Genomic DNA, 17,343 nt, shown 5'->3' on the forward strand with positions numbered 1-17,343 from the left:
GGGCAATAATTATAATAAATAGCGTTAGTGAGAAAATCCCAAATATCAATTCAATTCAATTCAAAAATACTATTCCAAATATTAGTTACGTTAGTAATATCTTGTAAAAACGTTTCTCGCGGGATCAATTTGCCTTTTTGATCCAAGCTCAACACGTGATAACACGAGCGATAATCAATATACGCTTTTATCAACTGCTGCTTTTGCTCTTTAGTAATACAACCTATATTTGCCGCATCCGTTAATATCCTTACGTTATCTGAGTAAACTGTAAGCTGTTCAAACTCGTTTGCGTGTTTAAGTACTAAATATTGCGTAATAAACTCAATATCAGCCATGCCACCAACATCTTGTTTTAAATCAAATTTCTCAGCATTTCCCTTCGCTAGATGGTCGCGCATTTTTTCGCGCATTTTTATTACATCAGCTTTTAGCACGGTATCATCGCGTTGCTGGCAAAGTATATTTTTACGAATTTGTGAAAAACGATCTATCAGATCGTTTTGACCTAAAATTAATCGAGCCCGAACAAGTGCTTGATGCTCCCACGTCCATGCTTGAGTTTGCTGATAGTGATTAAAGCTCTCTAAATTGATAGCCAATAAACCAGAGGCTCCTTCAGGACGTAATCGTGTATCAAGCTCGTATAAAATGCCCGATGCAGTACGGGTATTAAATAAATGCATTAGGCGCTGAGCGAGCTTTAAATAAAACTGGCGAGAATCTATCGGTTTTTCACCATTAGTTAGGCTTGAGCCATCATGATTATGCACAAACACCAAATCTAGATCTGAGTCGTACCCGACTTCTAAGCCACCTGTTTTACCATATGCAATAACAGCAAAACCTTTATTTTCATCATCTGTGCCAGGGGGCATCCCAAAGCGCTTAACAGTGTTATGCCATGCAATATTAACAGCTTGGTCAACAATCGCCTCTGCCAGTACGGTTAAATGATCGCTTACTTTCATTACGTCAAGAACACCGGTTGCATCGGCGGCAGCAATTCGTAATTGATGCGTTTGCTTAAATTGCCTAAGCGACTCCATTTGCAGTTCTAAATCGTCATGCTCTATTCGTAAAAAATACTGTCTTATTTCATCTTTATACGCTGTGAGCGGGGTTGGCTTATAAAGAACTGCGGGGTCTATTAGTTCATCAAGTAATATGGGGTAGCGAGAAATATGCTCCCCTATCCATTTGCTATGACAACACAGTAAAACAAGTTGCTTTAATGCACCTTGGTTTTCGTAAAGCAATTCTAAATAGGCAGTACGCGAAATTATCTTATTAAAAATTTGGCAAACCATTGTGAAAGCTGCTGCACTGGCATTAAAGTCATTTAATTGATTCAGTAAAACAGGCATTAACTTATCAAGAGTGTCACGCCCTCGGTTACCTATATTTACCTTAGACAGCCTTAATTTAAAATCGTTAAGGGGTGCTTGCCATTCATCTCTGGCCTCTTTTAAAAAGCTCACATCACCATGATCCCAAGCACTAATAAATGCGCCTTCACAGGTATCAAGTGGCACGGTTTCCTCGCCAATCACAAGTGCAAACTCACCGTTAACTTGTTTCATCACCTTTTCTATAGTGTTTAAAGTGGCAGAAAAATCAGCTTGTTCTAATAATAAATTTAAGCGCTGCTGATTCAATTCATCATCGGGGAGTGTTTGCGTTTGCTGGTCGTCAAATATTTGAAGGTACTGCTCAACTTTACGTAAATAAAGGTAATTGCGCCTCAGCTCGCTTGCTTCTTGCTCATCTATAACTTGGTTAAGTGCCAACTCATTTAATGCTTTAAGTAAAGATTGGGTTTGTAAATTAGCCTCTCGCCCACCTCTTACCATTTGCAGGGCTTGCACTATAAATTCAACTTCACGAATACCACCAGCGCCTAGTTTTATATTATTAGTTAAGCGTTTACGGCGAACCTCTTGTGCAATCATTAACTTCATTTTACGCAAGGATTCAATCACCGAAAAATCAATATACCGGCGGTAAACAAACGGCTTTAAAAGCTTAATAAATTCATCCCAATATTTATTAGGGGTGCCAATTAAGCGCCCTTTTAACATGGCGTAGCGTTCCCAGTCGCGCCCTTGTTCTTGGTAGTAATCTTCAATGGCATTAAAGCTCATAACCAAAGGGCCGCTTTCGCCAAACGGGCGTAGGCGCATATCAACTCTAAATACTTGCCCATCACCGGTGGCTTGGTTAAGTGCTGCAATCAGTTTTTGTGCAACTTTGGTATAAAATACTTGGGCATCAAGGCTTCTGCGGCCACCTTGGGTTTTTGTGCTGCGTGGATACGCAAAAATAAGATCAATATCAGAGGAATAATTTAGCTCCTGTCCGCCAAGCTTCCCCATCCCCAATACCATTAGCGGCATTACTTGGTTTTGCTCATCAAGCGGCTCACCATTTACTTTTGCCACCTGTGCATGCGCCCATTGGTTGGCGCTATTAATTAACATGTCAGACAGTTGGCTTATGTAATTAATACTATCGGCAATGGGATTATTACAGCATAAATCTAAAAAGGCGACTTTAAGCCAGTACTTTTCACGATATTGACGAAGTACTTTATGGCACTGTGCTTCATCAAGGTCAGCTAAATTCAGGTTTTTAAAAGGAGAATCTATTACTCTATTTTGTATTTCGTCTTTGCATAATAGCCAGGTATTTAAATCAGGTTGTGACTCTAAACTGCGCCAAGCAAAGTCGCTTAATGCTAATAACCTTACAACTTCACTTTGTTTACTTTGCTGCGGGTATAACTGTTCAAAGCGCATCAAGCCAAGTTTTTGTAATTGAATAGGAAGTTGCTTTACGTTACTCATCAATCCTCTCTTTTATATCATCAATAACCGTACTAGAATGATTAAAACCTAGAAAGGTTAACTTAATTAGGATCACCATGTCATATTTGTCTTTATCTAACACTAGTTTTATTGCGATTGCCATTAGTTTTGCGGTTATATGCATAACTATTTTTTGTTTACGAGTTGTCACTCAAATCAAAGCAAAACAAGCGCTTAAAGATGAGTTAGCGCAACACGACAACTTTGCCATGGGTATTAGTTTTGCATCTGAAATATCGGTTGTTATAGCCACTATAGCCTTTTTATTTGACGAAATAAGCGTAAGCACTGCACAGTCAAACCCGTTAAAAGTATTAATTATTATTGTTCTCTTATTCACTTTTATAAAAGTGGGCCATTTAATTCACAGAAAATGGATACTCCACAGATTTAATGAAGAAGCTGCCATACTAAAACAAAATGTATGTGCTGCATTGGTAGACTCAGGAATGTTAATCGCTAACTGTATTATTGCACTGGGCTTGTACACGTGGACGCACACGCAAGGGTTTAGCAACTTACTTATTGCTTGCGTTAGCTTTTTTACACTTCAGGGGATGTTTGCACTTGATAGCAAAATACGAGAACACCGTTTTGCAAAAGCAAACCAAGGTGCGTCACTACAAAGTAACTTTAACCTAGAAAATACATCTATTGGTATAAGATATGCTGGAAAATCAATTGGCTTAGCGTTGGCTGTATATGCTGGTTTATCTAGCGCAGCATTTCAAAACGGTAAAATGGTTGAAAACATATTTACACTTGTAATGCATTGCGGTGTAATGTGGATACTACTTTACGGCTTAACGTATGTGATAAAAGTTATCTCTTTACCAAATATTGATACGGCTCTTGAAATAGACCATCAAGATAATATTGGGGTAGCATGCATAGAATTTGCTGTTTTTTGTGCTATAGGTTATTTACTTATTAGTATGTTTTCTCTTTAGACCTTTTTTACTGAAAATACAGCAATTAAAACGTCTGCATTTAAGTAATAATGGTAATTACTTAGATGCAACAAGGTCCTAGCTCTATGCCGCCTGAAATAACGAACTATTTGTTAATTGACATAGACAACGAATTTAGCCGCGCATTTGCCGAATACTATGTAAATAGTAATGGCATAACAAAAGCGAGTACACTTATTGCTGCAGGCAGTAATACCCGCCAATTAGTAAAAATGATGTTTGACGAGCTTATTAAAGACTACAGTTATTGCGATCTTGAAAACGAAATAAGCGTTTCTGAGTTAATTAATTATTTAAAAGATCATCACGATTTACACGGAGTCCTTTTCAATAGCACCGATTATTTACTCGCAAGTGATAAGCAGCGCTTTATTTATAACTCCTTACATGAAGAACGCTTTTTAATAAATCTTGATGATACAGGCTATACACTAAGCCGGGTTACCGATGAGACGTTAACGGAACCTTCGCAAAATCATCACGATATAGCGCACACCCCACAAGATTTAATAGATCTCGCCGAACAACTTAATAAAAATAAATAATTGCGCACAGCCCCCAGCTTACTTACCATAGCAATATATATTTTTACGCTATGTAGTAAGTGACGCCCTATGCGAGTTCCTCATATTTATCAAACATCGAGTATTGCCCTAAACACCCCTGTAACTTTAGATGACGATGCTGCAGGGCATATTGGCAGAGTGCTGCGCATGAAAGTAGGCGAGCATGTATCTATTTTTAATGGCGAAGGTGGCGAATACCTTAGTGAAATAATTGAGGTAACAAAAAAAACAGTCGTCGTAATGCCATTAGAACTTAACCCTCACGATGTAGAATCTCCACTTAAAATTCATTTAGGTCAATGTGTATCTCGTGGTGATAAGATGGATTTTACAATTCAAAAGTCAGTTGAACTAGGTATTACCGAAATCACCCCTATTTTTAGTCAGCGCTGTGGTGTGAAACTAATGGGCGATCGTCTTGAGAAAAAACACCAACAATGGCAAAAAATTGCAATTGCTGCGGCTGAGCAGTCAGGGCGTAATTTTGTGCCAATTATTCACCCACCTATAGATTTAAAACAATGGCTTGCACAACAAACCGATGCAATTAAGCTCACTCTTCACCCTCGTGCTGAGCACAGCATTAAAACCATTACGGTACCTAAAGATGGCGTACGCTTTTTAGTAGGCCCCGAAGGTGGCTTTACCGACGATGAAATGGCACTAACCAAACAACTAGAGTTTGTAGATATTCGCTTAGGCCCGCGCGTTTTACGAACGGAAACAGCCGCTTTAACGGTCTTAAGTGCATTACAACTTCAATTTGGCGATTTAGCTAATTGAAATAACTAAAAGCACCCTCATATAAACAGTAACATTTATAGTAAGGCACAGCGCATGGCAATTAAGTTAGGTATTATTTCAGATCCTATTAGTGGATTTAACATCAAAAAAGACACCGGTTTTGCAATGATGATGCAAGCGCAAGAACGTGGCTACGAAATTTATTATATGGAGATGGACGATTTATCTCTTCGTAAAGGCAAGTCGTACGCTACAGCGTCTAAAGCGCAAGTGTTTAATAATGCAGAAAAATGGTATGAGCTTGAAGAAAAAGCCACTATAGCCCTTGCCGATCTTGACGTAATTTTAATGCGTAAAGACCCTCCTTTTGATACTGAATACATTTACGCGACGTATATTTTAGAACGTGCTGAACAAGAAGGTACGTTAATAATTAACAAGCCACAAAGCCTTCGCGATGCTAACGAAAAGCTGTTTACAGCATGGTTTAGCGAGCATACGCCAGACACACTTGTTACACGTAGCCAAAAACAAATTCGTGAATTTTTAGCACAGCATAAAGACATTATTTTAAAGCCGCTTGATGGCATGGGTGGCGCATCGATTTTTCGCATCAGAGAAGACGATGCCAACATTGGTGTAATTTGTGAAACGTTAACCGAGCACGGCAGCCGCTTCGCAATGGTGCAAAATTACATTCCAGAGATCAAACAAGGCGATAAGCGCGTACTAGTAGTTGATGGCGAAGTTATTCCATATTGTTTAGCGCGTATACCACAAAATGGTGAAACACGCGGTAATTTGGCTGCAGGCGGTCGAGGTGAAGCCCGTCCACTTAGCGAATCAGATTTAAAAATAGCGCAAGCTGTTGCACCAACGCTCAAAGAAAAAGGCTTAATATTTGTAGGTTTAGATATTATTGGCGATAAATTAACTGAAATTAACGTAACTGCACCAACGTGCGTACGCGAAATTGAAGCTGCTTATGATATTTCTATCACAGGTATTTTATTTGATGCAATTGAGCGTAAATTAGGTAAGTAATTACCACAATAAAAAGCCCATTAGTTTAAGCCTTTCATGCAATTAATGGGCTTTTTATGTCAATTTAAATAACTATGCCATACTCAAAGTTCATTAACTAAAAAGGGTGAAATCTATGCAGTCATTAGAAAATCATTTTTTAATCGCGATGCCGTCAATGCAAGACCCTTTTTTTAAACGTGCTGTTACCTATATTTGTGAGCACAATGAAGATGGGGCTATGGGCTTGGTAATAAACCAACCTATTGATGTTACTGTTGGCGAACTTTTAGATAAAATAGAAATTGATAACGACAAAACGCAAAACGCAGCAAAAGTAAGTGTGTTTGCAGGTGGACCCGTTAAAACTGACCGTGGTTTTGTACTGCACTCTCCCCAATCGGGTTATTCAGCAAGTCAAAAACTCAGTAGCGATATTATGATCACTACCTCAAAAGACGTTCTAGCAAACTTAACCACTGCACAAGCACCAGAGCAGTTTATTATTACACTTGGTTATTCAGGCTGGGAGCAAGGACAACTCGAACAAGAGTTACTTGATAACAGCTGGTTGATCATAGAAGCCGATCCGAAGATCATTTTTGATACCCCCGTTGAAAAACGATGGGAAAAAGCAGTTTCAATGTTGGGCTTTGATATTAGCCAACTCAGCCCTGAAGCTGGTCACGCATAATAGTAACTAACCCTTAGCAAACTTAAACAAGATACACATGACAAAAAAATCGCTTAAGCCGCAAGGCGAACGCACTGTAATGGGCTTTGACTTTGGCACCAAAAGTATTGGTATTGCTATTGGGCAAGAGTTGACCGGCAGTGCGTCTAGCCTTAAGGCTGTAAAAGCACAAGATGGCATTCCTAACTGGGACCATATCGCCGTACAAGTAGCCGAGTGGCAGCCTGACTTAATGGTTGTTGGTTTACCACTAAATATGGATGGAACATCACAAGAGGTTACCTTTAAAGCAAAAAAGTTTGCCAACAGATTGCATAATCATTATGGCATTCCTGTGCAAACACAGGATGAGCGCTTAACGACAGCGGATGCTAAAGCGCGACTTTTTGAAAGTGGCGGCTATAAAAACTTAGGTAAAGGTAACGTAGATAATATGTCTGCGGTTATTATTTTAGAAAGCTTTTTTGAATCTAGTTACGGTGAATAAACTGGCTATATAAACAACCCTTAATACAAATAAAAAAAGCGCCAATTGGCGCTTTTTTATTAATTACTTTTAAATTATTGATCGCTATTTTTATCATCAAGGCCATCAATAGTAACGCCCTGTAAAAAGCCCGCACCTTGTTGTTCGTTATTGCGCAGTTTTATCATTAAGCGTAAATCATTTGGCGAGTCAGCATGGTGCAGTGCATCAGCGTAGTTAATTCGCTGCTGTCTGTACAACTCAAATAACGCTTGGTCAAAGGTTTGCATGCCCATTTCTTTCGACTTAGCCATTGCCTCTTTAATTCCGCCAATATCGCCATTTTTAATCAGTTCAGCGACCATTGGTGAGTTAAGCAATATTTCAATAGCTGCAACACGGCTTTCACCATCAGCAGTCGGCACTAATTGCTGAGCAACAATGGCACGTAAGTTAAGTGCTAAGTCGTACTTAAGCTTATCGTGTTTTTCTTTTGGTACTAAATGCATAATACGGTCAATCGCTTGGTTCGCATTATTAGCATGTAGTGTTGCAACACACAGGTGCCCGGTTTCAGCAAAGCTTAGGGCGTATTCCATCGTTTCTTGCGATCGAATTTCACCAATCAAAATAACATCTGGAGCTTGGCGTAATGAGCTTTTAAGTGCCGACTCAAAGCTTTCTGTATCAAGTCCTACTTCGCGCTGAGTAATAATACTTTTACGATGCTCATGAACAAACTCAATCGGATCTTCAATGGTCAGTATATGACCTCGTTGATTACGGTTTCGATAACCAATAAGTGCAGCTAGTGAGGTCGATTTACCCGTGCCTGTACCACCTACAAACAAGACAAGACCGCGTTTAGACATAATTACATCTGTCAGCGTAGACGGCAGACCTAAATCACTCACATCAGGAATTTGCGTCACAATACGGCGAATAACCATACCTGCTCTATCGCGCTGCCAAAAAGCAGAAATACGAAAACGCCCTTCGTCGGTAGCAATCGCAAAGTTACATTCTTTCGTTGTATGAAATTCTGCTTTTTGCTTTTCGCTCATTGCAGATTCTACTAACTCAAGCGATTGCTCATCAGTCAGTCTATCGTCACTGAGAGCTGTTAGTTCACCGTTTATTTTTGCACTTACAGGTAACTGACTCGATACAAATAGGTCAGAACCCTTTTTCTCAATCATTATGAGTAAAAAGTCGTTTAAAGATAAAGCCATAATAATTTCTTACCCACCAAATTGTGTTTTGTCTTGCGCTTTTTCTTTCGCTGCCGCATTTGTAACAATACCGTGATTAACTAAATTAGTTAAACACTGATCCATTGTTTGCATGCCCACAGACGCACCGGTTTGAATAGACGAATACATTTGTGCAATTTTATCTTCACGAATTAAGTTACGAATAGCAGGGACTGCAATCATAATTTCGTGTGCTGCAACTCGCCCACCACCAATTTTTTTAAGCAGTGTTTGTGAAATTACCGCACGTAAAGATTCAGATAACATTGAGCGCACCATAGCTTTTTCTTCACCTGGGAATACATCAATAATACGGTCAATAGTTTTTGGTGCAGATGTTGTATGTAGCGTGCCAAACACTAAGTGACCCGTTTCGGCAGCAGTCATTGCAAGACGAATTGTTTCTAAATCACGTAACTCACCCACAAGTATTACATCAGGGTCTTCACGCAATGCACTACGTAGCGCGTTTGAAAAGCTATGTGTATCGCGGTGAACTTCACGTTGGTTAATTAAACTTAATTTATTATCGTGAACAAACTCGATTGGATCTTCTATTGTTAGAATATGGTGATGTTTATTTTGATTTATATAATCGACCATAGCGGCAAGTGTTGTTGATTTACCTGAACCCGTTGGCCCTGTTACTAACACGAGTCCACGTGGGGTATCAGAGATTGTTTTAAAAATATCTGGCGCACCTAAATCATCAAGCGTTAACACTTCACTTGGTATGGTACGAAATACCGCAGCAGGCCCGCGATTAGAGTTAAACGCATTCACACGAAAACGTGCTAAATTAGGCACTTCAAACGAAAAATCCACTTCGAGGTTTTGTTCGTAGTCCTTGCGTTGATTATCGTTCATAATATCGTAAACCAGACTGTTTACGTCTTTGTCTGCAAGGGCTGGTATATTAATGCGGCGAACATCACCGTCTACGCGTATCATAGGTGAAACACCCGACGATAAATGTAAATCGGATGCTTTGTGTTGCACACTAAACGCTAATAATTCGGTAATATCCATTTATGACTCCACAACTAACTGATAAATATATGGTTACAATAGCAGAACGACTCACATCCGCCTACGCTAGAATTGCAGACGCGGCAAAAAACACACAGCGAAACACTAACGAAGTTACTCTACTAGCAGTGTCTAAAACTAAACCAAGCGAAGATATTATTGCAGCTTATGAGCATGGTCAGCGCGAATTTGGTGAATCTTATGTTCAAGAGGCTATAGATAAAATAGCTCAACTACAGTCATATAGCGACATCATTTGGCATTTCATTGGCCCTATTCAATCAAATAAAAGTGCATTAGTAGCTGCTAACTTTGATTGGGTGCAAAGTGTTGATCGCATAAAAATAGCAAAGCGATTAGATTCCCAGCGCCCAGACGATAAACCACCTCTTAATATACTTATTCAAGTAAATATAAGTAATGAGGAAGCAAAGTCAGGTTGCCGCCGTGATGAAATAGATGAACTTGCCAATTTTATTAACCAATGTGAGCACTTAACACTTCGAGGTTTAATGGCAATTCCCGCTAAAAGCGACAAACTGGATACGCAAATTCAATCTTTTGAGCAATTACAAACTTGCTTTGATAAACTAAAGACCCAATATCCTCAAGTAGATACTTTGTCGATGGGTATGAGTAACGATGTTGAAGCTGCCATTAGCGCAGGCTCAACCATGGTAAGGATCGGCACAGACATTTTTGGAACACGAACTTAAAAGGTGATAACAGATTTATGTCAGATAAAAAAATCGCATTTATAGGCACAGGTAATATGAGCTACGCCATTATTGGTGGCATGGTAAAAAACGGCTTTAACGCAAGTAACATAATTGCGACTAACCGCAACCAAGAAAAGCTTGAAAAGGTAGCATTTGATTTCAAGGTGCAAACCACCAGTGACAATAACGAAGCCCTGCGCGATGCTGATGTAATTGTTTTGTCTGTTAAACCACAAATGATGGGCGATTTATGTAAATCGTTTCAAGAGTCGGGCGTAGATTTTAGCGATAAACTGTTTATTTCTGTTGCGGCGGGCTTAACTGTAAAACGTTTACGTGAAATGCTAGGCCAAGACGTTAAAATGGTACGTTGCATGCCAAACACGCCATCTTTATTAGGTCGCGGAGTATCAGGTTTATATGGTGCGGGCGAAACACAAAGCGAACACGAATTTGTACAACAAGTTTTTGAATGCACGGGCATTGTTGTATGGGTGGAAAAAGAGTCACAAATTAACGATATTATTGCTGTAACCGGCTCATCACCTGCTTACTTTTTCTTATTTATGGAAGCCATAGAAGAAAAAGCAAAAGCGCTGGGCTTTAACGATGAAGACGCTCGTCGCCTGGTACAACAAACAGCCCTTGGCGCTGCCGAAATGGCACTTAGCCAGCCTGACATTAGTATTTCGCAACTACGTTCAAACGTAACATCTAAAGGCGGCACTACTCACGCAGCTGTTGAGCACTTAAAAGATGAAGGCTTAACTAAAACCGTTGGCGATGCAATGGATGCGTGTATTGCGCGTGCAGAGCAAATGGAAAAAGAACTTTAAAACCACTTTTTATTGAAGGTTACACTATGAATGCCATGCAATTTTTAATCAGTACCCTGTTTGATTTGTTTTTAATGGTGGTATTACTGCGCTTTTGGCTGCAGTGGGCAAAAGCCGACTTTTACAATCCAATGAGCCAGTTTGTGGTTAAAGCCACTTCGTTTGCGGTAAAACCACTGCGTAAAATCATTCCGGGGTTTGGCGGACTTGATCTAGCATCTCTGTTGCTGGCATTTATAGTGGCTGTAGCCAAAATTAGTACTTTAATGCTTGTTATATATAATGCGTGGGCAATACAGCCTGTGCTTATTCAAGCACTTATAACGGTACTAAAAGAAGGCCTTAATTTAGTATTTTGGGTACTTATTATTCGCGCTATTTTAAGTTGGGTTAGCCAAGGCTATAACCCTATAGAAGCGGTTTTCCACCAGCTTACTGAACCAATGCTAAAACCAATTCGTAAAATATTGCCATCAATGGGTGGCTTAGATTTATCAGTTTTAGTGCTTATTATTGGTATTCAGTTTTTGCAAATGCTGCTTATGGATTTTTTAGTCTAATATGGATTTTTTAATTAGAGGCCCAAAGGCCTCTTTTTTATATGTTTTGAGGAATACATAATGAACCGTTTAATTAAGTTTTGTTTTATTGCTTGTTTAGCATTTGCATTTAACGCGCAAAGCGAAGAAATGCAGGGCGCACAATACAAAGAGCTTGGCCCTTGGCAAGTGCATTACATCGCCTTTCCTTCTACTTTTATTCAGCCAAAAATAGCAAAAGCGTACAACCTTGAGCGCAGTGGCTACAAAGGGGTTGTAAACATTTCTATATTAAAAAATGATGCCGATAAAACAGCACAAACGGCACAAACGGCAAAGCTTACAGGCACAGCTAAAAACCTACTTGGCAACAAACAAACGCTTACTTTTAAAGAAGTAAAAGAAGGTGAGTCAATTTATTACCTTGCCCAAGTTGATTACACCAACGAAGAGATTTTACGCTTTGAGATTGAAATACAACAAAGTAATCAATTTCAAAAATTACAGTTTCAGCAAAAATTTTACGTAGATTAATAACATGACCAAAACTTTAGTACTTGCTACAGGTAACCCTGGCAAAGTAAAAGAGCTAGCTAACATGCTAAGCCCTTTGAATATTAATGTAGTTCCACAGAGCGATTTTAACGTAGGTGAAGTTGCCGAAACCGGCACTACCTTTGTTGAAAATGCCATTATTAAAGCGCGCCATGCTGCTAAAATTACTGGCATGCCTGCTATTGCCGATGACTCAGGTTTGGAAGTTGATGGCCTAAATGGCGCACCCGGTGTTTACTCAGCCCGTTTTGCAGGCCCAGGTGCCAGCGATCAAGATAACATTGATAAGTTACTCGTAGATTTAGGTGATAACCCTATTCGCAGTGCACGTTTTTGGTGTGTACTGGTGTTAATGCGCCACGCAGACGACCCTACTCCGCTTATTTGTAGTGCTAGTTGGGAGGGCGAAATTACGCTCACTCAAAATGGCAACGGTGGATTTGGTTACGATCCTGTGTTTTTTGTAGCAGAGAAAAATTGTACGAGTGCTGAGCTTACAAAAGAGCAAAAAAATGCAGTGAGTCATCGCGGACAAGCGCTGCAAAAATTATTACTAGAACTACAGCAAAAAGGCGGCCTGTGAACCTTCCACCACTGAGCTTATATGTGCATGTGCCTTGGTGCGTGCAAAAATGCCCGTACTGCGATTTTAATAGCCACGGACAAAAAGGTGAAATACCTGAAGCTGAATATGTTCAACACTTAATTGATGACTTAAAAGCAGATTTGCACTTAGTGCAAGGACGTAAAATTCACAGCATTTTTATTGGTGGCGGCACACCAAGCTTATTAACTGGTGCAGCTTATACCCGTTTATTAAATGAAGTCGACAACCTAATTGGGCTTGAAGAACACTGCGAAATCACCCTTGAAGCCAACCCTGGTACAGTAGAAACAGGTCGCTTTAAAGATTACGTAAAAGCAGGCATTAACCGTATTTCTATCGGTGTGCAAAGCATGCAAAACGACAAGTTAAAAGCACTTGGTCGGATTCATGGCAGCGACGAGGCAAACTATGCAGCGCAACAAGCTAAAGAAGCCGGTTTAAATAGCTTTAACCTTGATTTAATGCATGGCTTACCTGGGCAAACACTTGATGATGCTCTGAGTGATTTAAAACAAATAATAGCGCTCGATCCACCGCATATATCTTGGTATCAACTAACTATTGAACCCAATACTCAGTTTGCTTCAAAGCCCCCTACCTTGCCACAAGATGAAACACTGTGGGACATTCAAGAACAAGGGGTTGAGTTACTCGCGCAAGCAGGTTACGTGCAATACGAAATATCGGGCTATGCAAAACCGGGCTATCAATGCCAACATAACTTAAATTATTGGCGTTTTGGCGATTATCTCGGTATTGGCTGCGGCGCACATGGTAAGGTTACTGATGCAAATACAGGGCTTATAACGCGTACCGAAAAGGTTAAACATCCACGCGGCTATATGGATTTAATTAAACCATATATGTATAAAAGCTGGCATGTAGAGCAGGACGATTTAGCGTTTGAATTTTTTATGAATCGCTTTCGCCTTGTTGAGCCTTGCCCAATTAATGATTTTAATAAACTAACAACACTGCCGCTGCAAAGTCAGCAAAGTGCATTAAACCAAGCAATAAATAAAGGTTTATTGACTCAAACAGACAGCCATTGGCAGGTAACCTTAAAAGGTCATCGCTTTTTAAATGACCTGCTAGAATTGTTTGTGTAGCGCTAAGGCACTGCACAACAATATAAAACTAATAAATATAAATCACCCTAATGGGTTTCTAACAACAAAAGGGAAAACAATGCGTAAACTCACTTTTATTGCGGCCGCAGTAAGCGTTGCACTACTTGCTGGCTGCCAGCAAACAACACAACAATCTACTTCAGCCCCTATTGCACAAGCAGTTCAATCACAACAAAGTGAAATAGACAAAGCCAATGCATTTTTTGAAGATACATTTAACCGCGATGTAATGAGCAGCCCTGTATATCAAACATACATGGGGATTAAGCAAGATTACGATAAATGGGACGATGGCAGCGAAGAAAGAAAGCTTAAAGATTTAGCACAAACAAAAGCTGACCTAGTTACATTAAAAGCAATTAATCGTGATTTGTTAGATGATGCAACAAAAGTTAGCTACGACTTAAAAAAACAGGATCTTGAAAGCTCAATTGCTGACTTTAAATGGCGCTACCATAATTACCCTGTGAACCAAATGTTTGGTACGCATTCTATGATCCCTGCGTTTTTAATTAATCAGCACTCAATTAGTAATGTAAAAGAAGCTAAAGACTACATTTCACGCCTAAATGGTGTAACTGACGTTATTGATCAGCTAATTACTGACTTAGAAACTCGTGCTGATAAGGGGATTATTGCTCCTAAATTTGTGTTCCCGCATGTTATAGATTCAAGCAAAAACATTATTCACGGTGCACCGTTTGAAAAAGGCGATGATTCTACATTGCTTGCCGACTTTAAACGCAAAGTAACAGCGCTTGAAATTAACCAAAACGAAAAAGACTCGTTAATCAGCGATGCATCAGATGCATTAAAATCGGCTGTTAAACCATCTTACTCTAAGCTAATTAATTACCTAGCGCAGCTTGAGAAACGTGCTGATGATCGCGATGGCGCATGGAAATTACCAGATGGCGAAGCGTTTTATAACAACGCACTTAAGCGCACTACAACAACAGATTTAACGGCTAAAGAAATTCATGCAATTGGTTTATCTGAAGTGACACGTATTCATGATGAAATGCGTGAAATTAAAGATAAAGTAGGCTTTAAAGGCGACTTAAAAGCGTTTATGCAGTTTATGAAAACTGACAAACAATTTTACTACCGTAATGATGCACAAGGTAAGCAACGCTACCTTGATGAAGCCACTGGACTTATTGATACAATGAAAACACGCTTAGATGAGTTATTCATTGTTAAACCAAAAGCTGATTTAAAAGTAAAAGCAGTTGAAGCATTCCGTGAAAAAGCTGCGGGCAAGGCATTTTACCAACAGCCAGCTCCAGATGGTTCACGCCCAGGCATTTACTACGCTAACCTTTATGACATGGAAGCTATGCCAACATATCAAATGGAAGCACTTGCTTACCACGAAGGTATTCCGGGTCACCACATGCAAATCGCTATTTCGCAAGAACTAGAAGGCGTTCCTAAGTTCCGTAAATTTGGTGGTTACACAGCGTATATTGAAGGTTGGGGTTTATACTCAGAGTTCATTCCTAAAGAAATGGGCATGTACTCAGACCCTTACTCAGATTTTGGTCGTCTTTCAATGGAGCTATGGCGCGCATGTCGTCTAGTGGTTGATACGGGTATTCACGCGATGAAGTGGACTCGTCAAGAAGGTATTGATTACTACGTAAATAACACGCCTAATGCAACATCTGACGGTGTTAAAATGGTTGAGCGTCACATTGTAATGCCTTCACAAGCAACGGCTTATAAAGTGGGTATGCTTAAGATTTTAGAACTTCGTGAAGACGCTAAAAAGCAACTTGGTGATAAGTTTGATATTCGCCAGTTCCACGACGTAGTGCTTAAAAATGGTCCTGTACCACTAAATGTACTAGAGAACTTTGTTAATGAATGGGTAGCAAGCAAAAAAGCTTAAAACCAATTTAAACAATTGCTTTAAATATGAAAGGTCGCATTTGCGGCCTTTTTTGTTTTATAGTAGTAAAAAAGATTTTTGGAAATAATAATGGATTTAAGCATACAACTACTTAATGCGCGTATTTCAAAGCAACAGTTAAATGAGCTCGATAACGACTTTAAGCAGTTAAGCCCTGCTCAGCAAACTTTGCAGCTTAACCATTTATATGACAGCGCCCAACGGTTAAGTGTTAAGTATGACTTTATGCAAAACATAGCAACGCGGATATTAAGCTCTAACACAGCGCCTTCTCCATTTATTAATCAACTCACTAATATTGACGCATTGAGCTTTTTTACCCCTGCGCTGAAAGTAAATAAAGGCTTTTTAGTACAAGATACACAAGGAAATAACGTACTGCACAATGTGTTTAAGCACGCCGATGCTACAAAGCTGCCATTTAACTATGTGCGCTCTTTGATGTTGTTTGAATCAAATGATGAGTTAGCTAAAGCGCTGGCGCAGCCCAACTCTCATGGCTTAACACCGGTTGCCTGCTACATAGCCTATGCAAATAAACCTAGCACACCGGTAAAGCATGAATTTTCAGCTTTGTTAGCATTAATGGAAATAGAGCAAAAACAAAATCCTAACGCTAAACAACAGCTTGCCAACGTAATAAAAGGGCAAAAAGTTAACGAGACCACAATTTTACTGAGCGCCGCTTACTTGCAACGCTCAACGGCGCAAGTTGCTCACTTAATCAAGGCGCTTTAATTCACTCACAACTTCTGTACGCACTCTGTCTATGGCATGTGTAATAGATTGCGCAGCACTTTGGTGATCAACCATATTTGGCCAATTTGTTTGCCAGACCTTTTGTAAGTCTTTTGTTTTTAAATGTACTTCATCAACGGCTAAGTAGTTTAAGTCATGAATTAAGTTAACTTTAACCCAGCCTTTTCTGGGGCTGCCATCTATTTTGTTATTATCGTAATGTGCCGCAAATACAATAAGCTCAAGCTCGGCTAGTTCTTGTAAGATTTGAAAGCTAGCAATGCGTGTATTGTTGTTATCTTCACTTGCCTCCATCCGCCATGCATTATAACTAAAGCCTATAAACGCAAATACTACGCTCGCTATAGCAGTGAAAAAATACGAACGGGGCGCCAGTACAAACTGACCATATTTAGACTCTGACATATTATTTCCTAGAGCCTGTTTATCTTTCGAGGTTAAATTTGCAGCAGTATGTTTGGTATTTAGGCAAGGCAGAGCCTATGCAGTGTGGTTATTTCCCATAAATAGGCGGTAACGTGGAATAAATGCCAAACATGCGCTGCCGAAGGGTTCTGCCTAGGGACAATTTACTCTTTGTTGCCTACATGGATGTAGGTAAGGGGCGTGAGCAGGACGCGGAAGCTTAGCTCGGTTTTTACTTAGCCCGCTAGGTTACAAACCTCACGCC

General features: G+C 39.7%; 18 protein-coding genes. 14 read left to right on the forward strand and 4 right to left on the reverse strand.

Annotated features, from left to right (window positions below; translation table 11 throughout):
- Positions 1-50: 50 nt before the first annotated feature.
- Positions 51-2,846 carry a bifunctional [glutamate--ammonia ligase]-adenylyl-L-tyrosine phosphorylase/[glutamate--ammonia-ligase] adenylyltransferase gene (glnE, locus tag H5089_RS18480; protein ID WP_182712846.1) on the reverse strand — a complete coding sequence of 932 codons (2,796 nt, stop codon included), beginning with the start codon at positions 2,844-2,846 and terminating at the stop codon, positions 51-53.
- A 77-nt stretch (positions 2,847-2,923) separates the two neighbouring features.
- Between glnE and H5089_RS18485 the strand changes: the two genes are divergently transcribed.
- The 6 genes from H5089_RS18485 to ruvX all read left to right on the forward strand — a co-directional run bounded on the left by H5089_RS18485 (position 2,924) and on the right by ruvX (position 7,352).
- A complete protein-coding gene (locus H5089_RS18485; RefSeq protein WP_002961952.1) occupies positions 2,924-3,817 on the forward strand; it encodes a hypothetical protein in 894 nt (297 codons plus the stop codon).
- A 65-nt stretch (positions 3,818-3,882) separates the two neighbouring features.
- Positions 3,883-4,383 (forward strand): hypothetical protein, encoded by a 501-nt coding sequence (locus H5089_RS18490; protein ID WP_082007357.1) that lies wholly within the window; start codon positions 3,883-3,885, stop codon positions 4,381-4,383.
- A gap of 69 nt (positions 4,384-4,452) precedes the next feature.
- Entirely contained in the window at positions 4,453-5,187 is a 735-nt protein-coding gene (gene rsmE, locus H5089_RS18495) for a 16S rRNA (uracil(1498)-N(3))-methyltransferase (protein ID WP_002961950.1), read from the forward strand.
- 54 nt (positions 5,188-5,241) lie between these two features.
- A complete protein-coding gene (gene gshB / locus H5089_RS18500) occupies positions 5,242-6,192 on the forward strand; it encodes a glutathione synthase (RefSeq protein WP_154903711.1) in 951 nt (316 codons plus the stop codon).
- Positions 6,193-6,307: 115 nt separating this feature from the next.
- Complete coding sequence (locus H5089_RS18505) at positions 6,308-6,865, forward strand: YqgE/AlgH family protein (RefSeq protein WP_002961948.1); 558 nt, start codon at positions 6,308-6,310, stop codon at positions 6,863-6,865.
- Between the two features lie 37 nt (positions 6,866-6,902).
- Positions 6,903-7,352 carry a Holliday junction resolvase RuvX gene (gene ruvX, locus H5089_RS18510; protein WP_002961947.1) on the forward strand — a complete coding sequence of 150 codons (450 nt, stop codon included), beginning with the start codon at positions 6,903-6,905 and terminating at the stop codon, positions 7,350-7,352.
- Between the two features lie 74 nt (positions 7,353-7,426).
- On the opposite strand, the gene H5089_RS18515 is transcribed toward ruvX, so the two are convergent.
- Both H5089_RS18515 and H5089_RS18520 read right to left on the reverse strand, forming a co-directional pair.
- Positions 7,427-8,563: a PilT/PilU family type 4a pilus ATPase gene (locus H5089_RS18515; protein WP_024596219.1), complete on the reverse strand. Its 1,137-nt coding sequence runs from the start codon at positions 8,561-8,563 to the stop codon at positions 7,427-7,429.
- A 9-nt stretch (positions 8,564-8,572) separates the two neighbouring features.
- On the reverse strand, positions 8,573-9,613 hold the full coding sequence (locus tag H5089_RS18520; protein ID WP_039488318.1) for a type IV pilus twitching motility protein PilT: 1,041 nt from the start codon (positions 9,611-9,613) through the stop codon (positions 8,573-8,575).
- 2 nt (positions 9,614-9,615) lie between these two features.
- Between H5089_RS18520 and H5089_RS18525 the strand changes: the two genes are divergently transcribed.
- From H5089_RS18525 to H5089_RS18560, 8 genes are all read left to right on the forward strand, one after another.
- Positions 9,616-10,329, forward strand: a complete 714-nt coding sequence (locus H5089_RS18525; RefSeq protein ID WP_182196817.1) for a YggS family pyridoxal phosphate-dependent enzyme — start codon at positions 9,616-9,618, stop codon at positions 10,327-10,329.
- Between the two features lie 17 nt (positions 10,330-10,346).
- Positions 10,347-11,168, forward strand: coding sequence for a pyrroline-5-carboxylate reductase (gene proC / locus H5089_RS18530; RefSeq protein WP_002962567.1), 822 nt, complete (start codon positions 10,347-10,349; stop codon positions 11,166-11,168).
- Positions 11,169-11,194: 26 nt separating this feature from the next.
- On the forward strand, positions 11,195-11,728 hold the full coding sequence (locus H5089_RS18535) for a YggT family protein (protein ID WP_002962568.1): 534 nt from the start codon (positions 11,195-11,197) through the stop codon (positions 11,726-11,728).
- Between the two features lie 60 nt (positions 11,729-11,788).
- A complete protein-coding gene (locus H5089_RS18540; RefSeq protein WP_182712847.1) occupies positions 11,789-12,241 on the forward strand; it encodes a DUF4426 domain-containing protein in 453 nt (150 codons plus the stop codon).
- Positions 12,242-12,245: 4 nt separating this feature from the next.
- Complete coding sequence (locus H5089_RS18545) at positions 12,246-12,845, forward strand: XTP/dITP diphosphatase (protein ID WP_039488314.1); 600 nt, start codon at positions 12,246-12,248, stop codon at positions 12,843-12,845.
- Positions 12,842-13,978, forward strand: a complete 1,137-nt coding sequence (hemW, locus tag H5089_RS18550) for a radical SAM family heme chaperone HemW (protein ID WP_002962575.1) — start codon at positions 12,842-12,844, stop codon at positions 13,976-13,978. The genes H5089_RS18545 and hemW overlap by 4 nt, the downstream gene beginning before the upstream one ends.
- Positions 13,979-14,057: 79 nt before the next feature.
- Positions 14,058-15,893 (forward strand): DUF885 family protein, encoded by a 1,836-nt coding sequence (locus H5089_RS18555; protein WP_182712848.1) that lies wholly within the window; start codon positions 14,058-14,060, stop codon positions 15,891-15,893.
- A gap of 90 nt (positions 15,894-15,983) precedes the next feature.
- The gene (locus tag H5089_RS18560) at positions 15,984-16,652 is read left to right on the forward strand and encodes a hypothetical protein (RefSeq protein WP_002962577.1); all 669 of its coding nucleotides are present in this window, start codon (positions 15,984-15,986) and stop codon (positions 16,650-16,652) included.
- On the opposite strand, the gene H5089_RS18565 is transcribed toward H5089_RS18560, so the two are convergent.
- A complete protein-coding gene (locus H5089_RS18565; protein ID WP_182712849.1) occupies positions 16,635-17,078 on the reverse strand; it encodes a hypothetical protein in 444 nt (147 codons plus the stop codon). The genes H5089_RS18560 and H5089_RS18565 overlap by 18 nt on opposite strands.
- Positions 17,079-17,343: the final 265 nt, after the last annotated feature.

The sequence above is a fragment of the Pseudoalteromonas sp. SR45-1 genome (genome assembly GCF_014163655.1).
GTDB lineage: Bacteria > Pseudomonadota > Gammaproteobacteria > Enterobacterales > Alteromonadaceae > Pseudoalteromonas > Pseudoalteromonas distincta.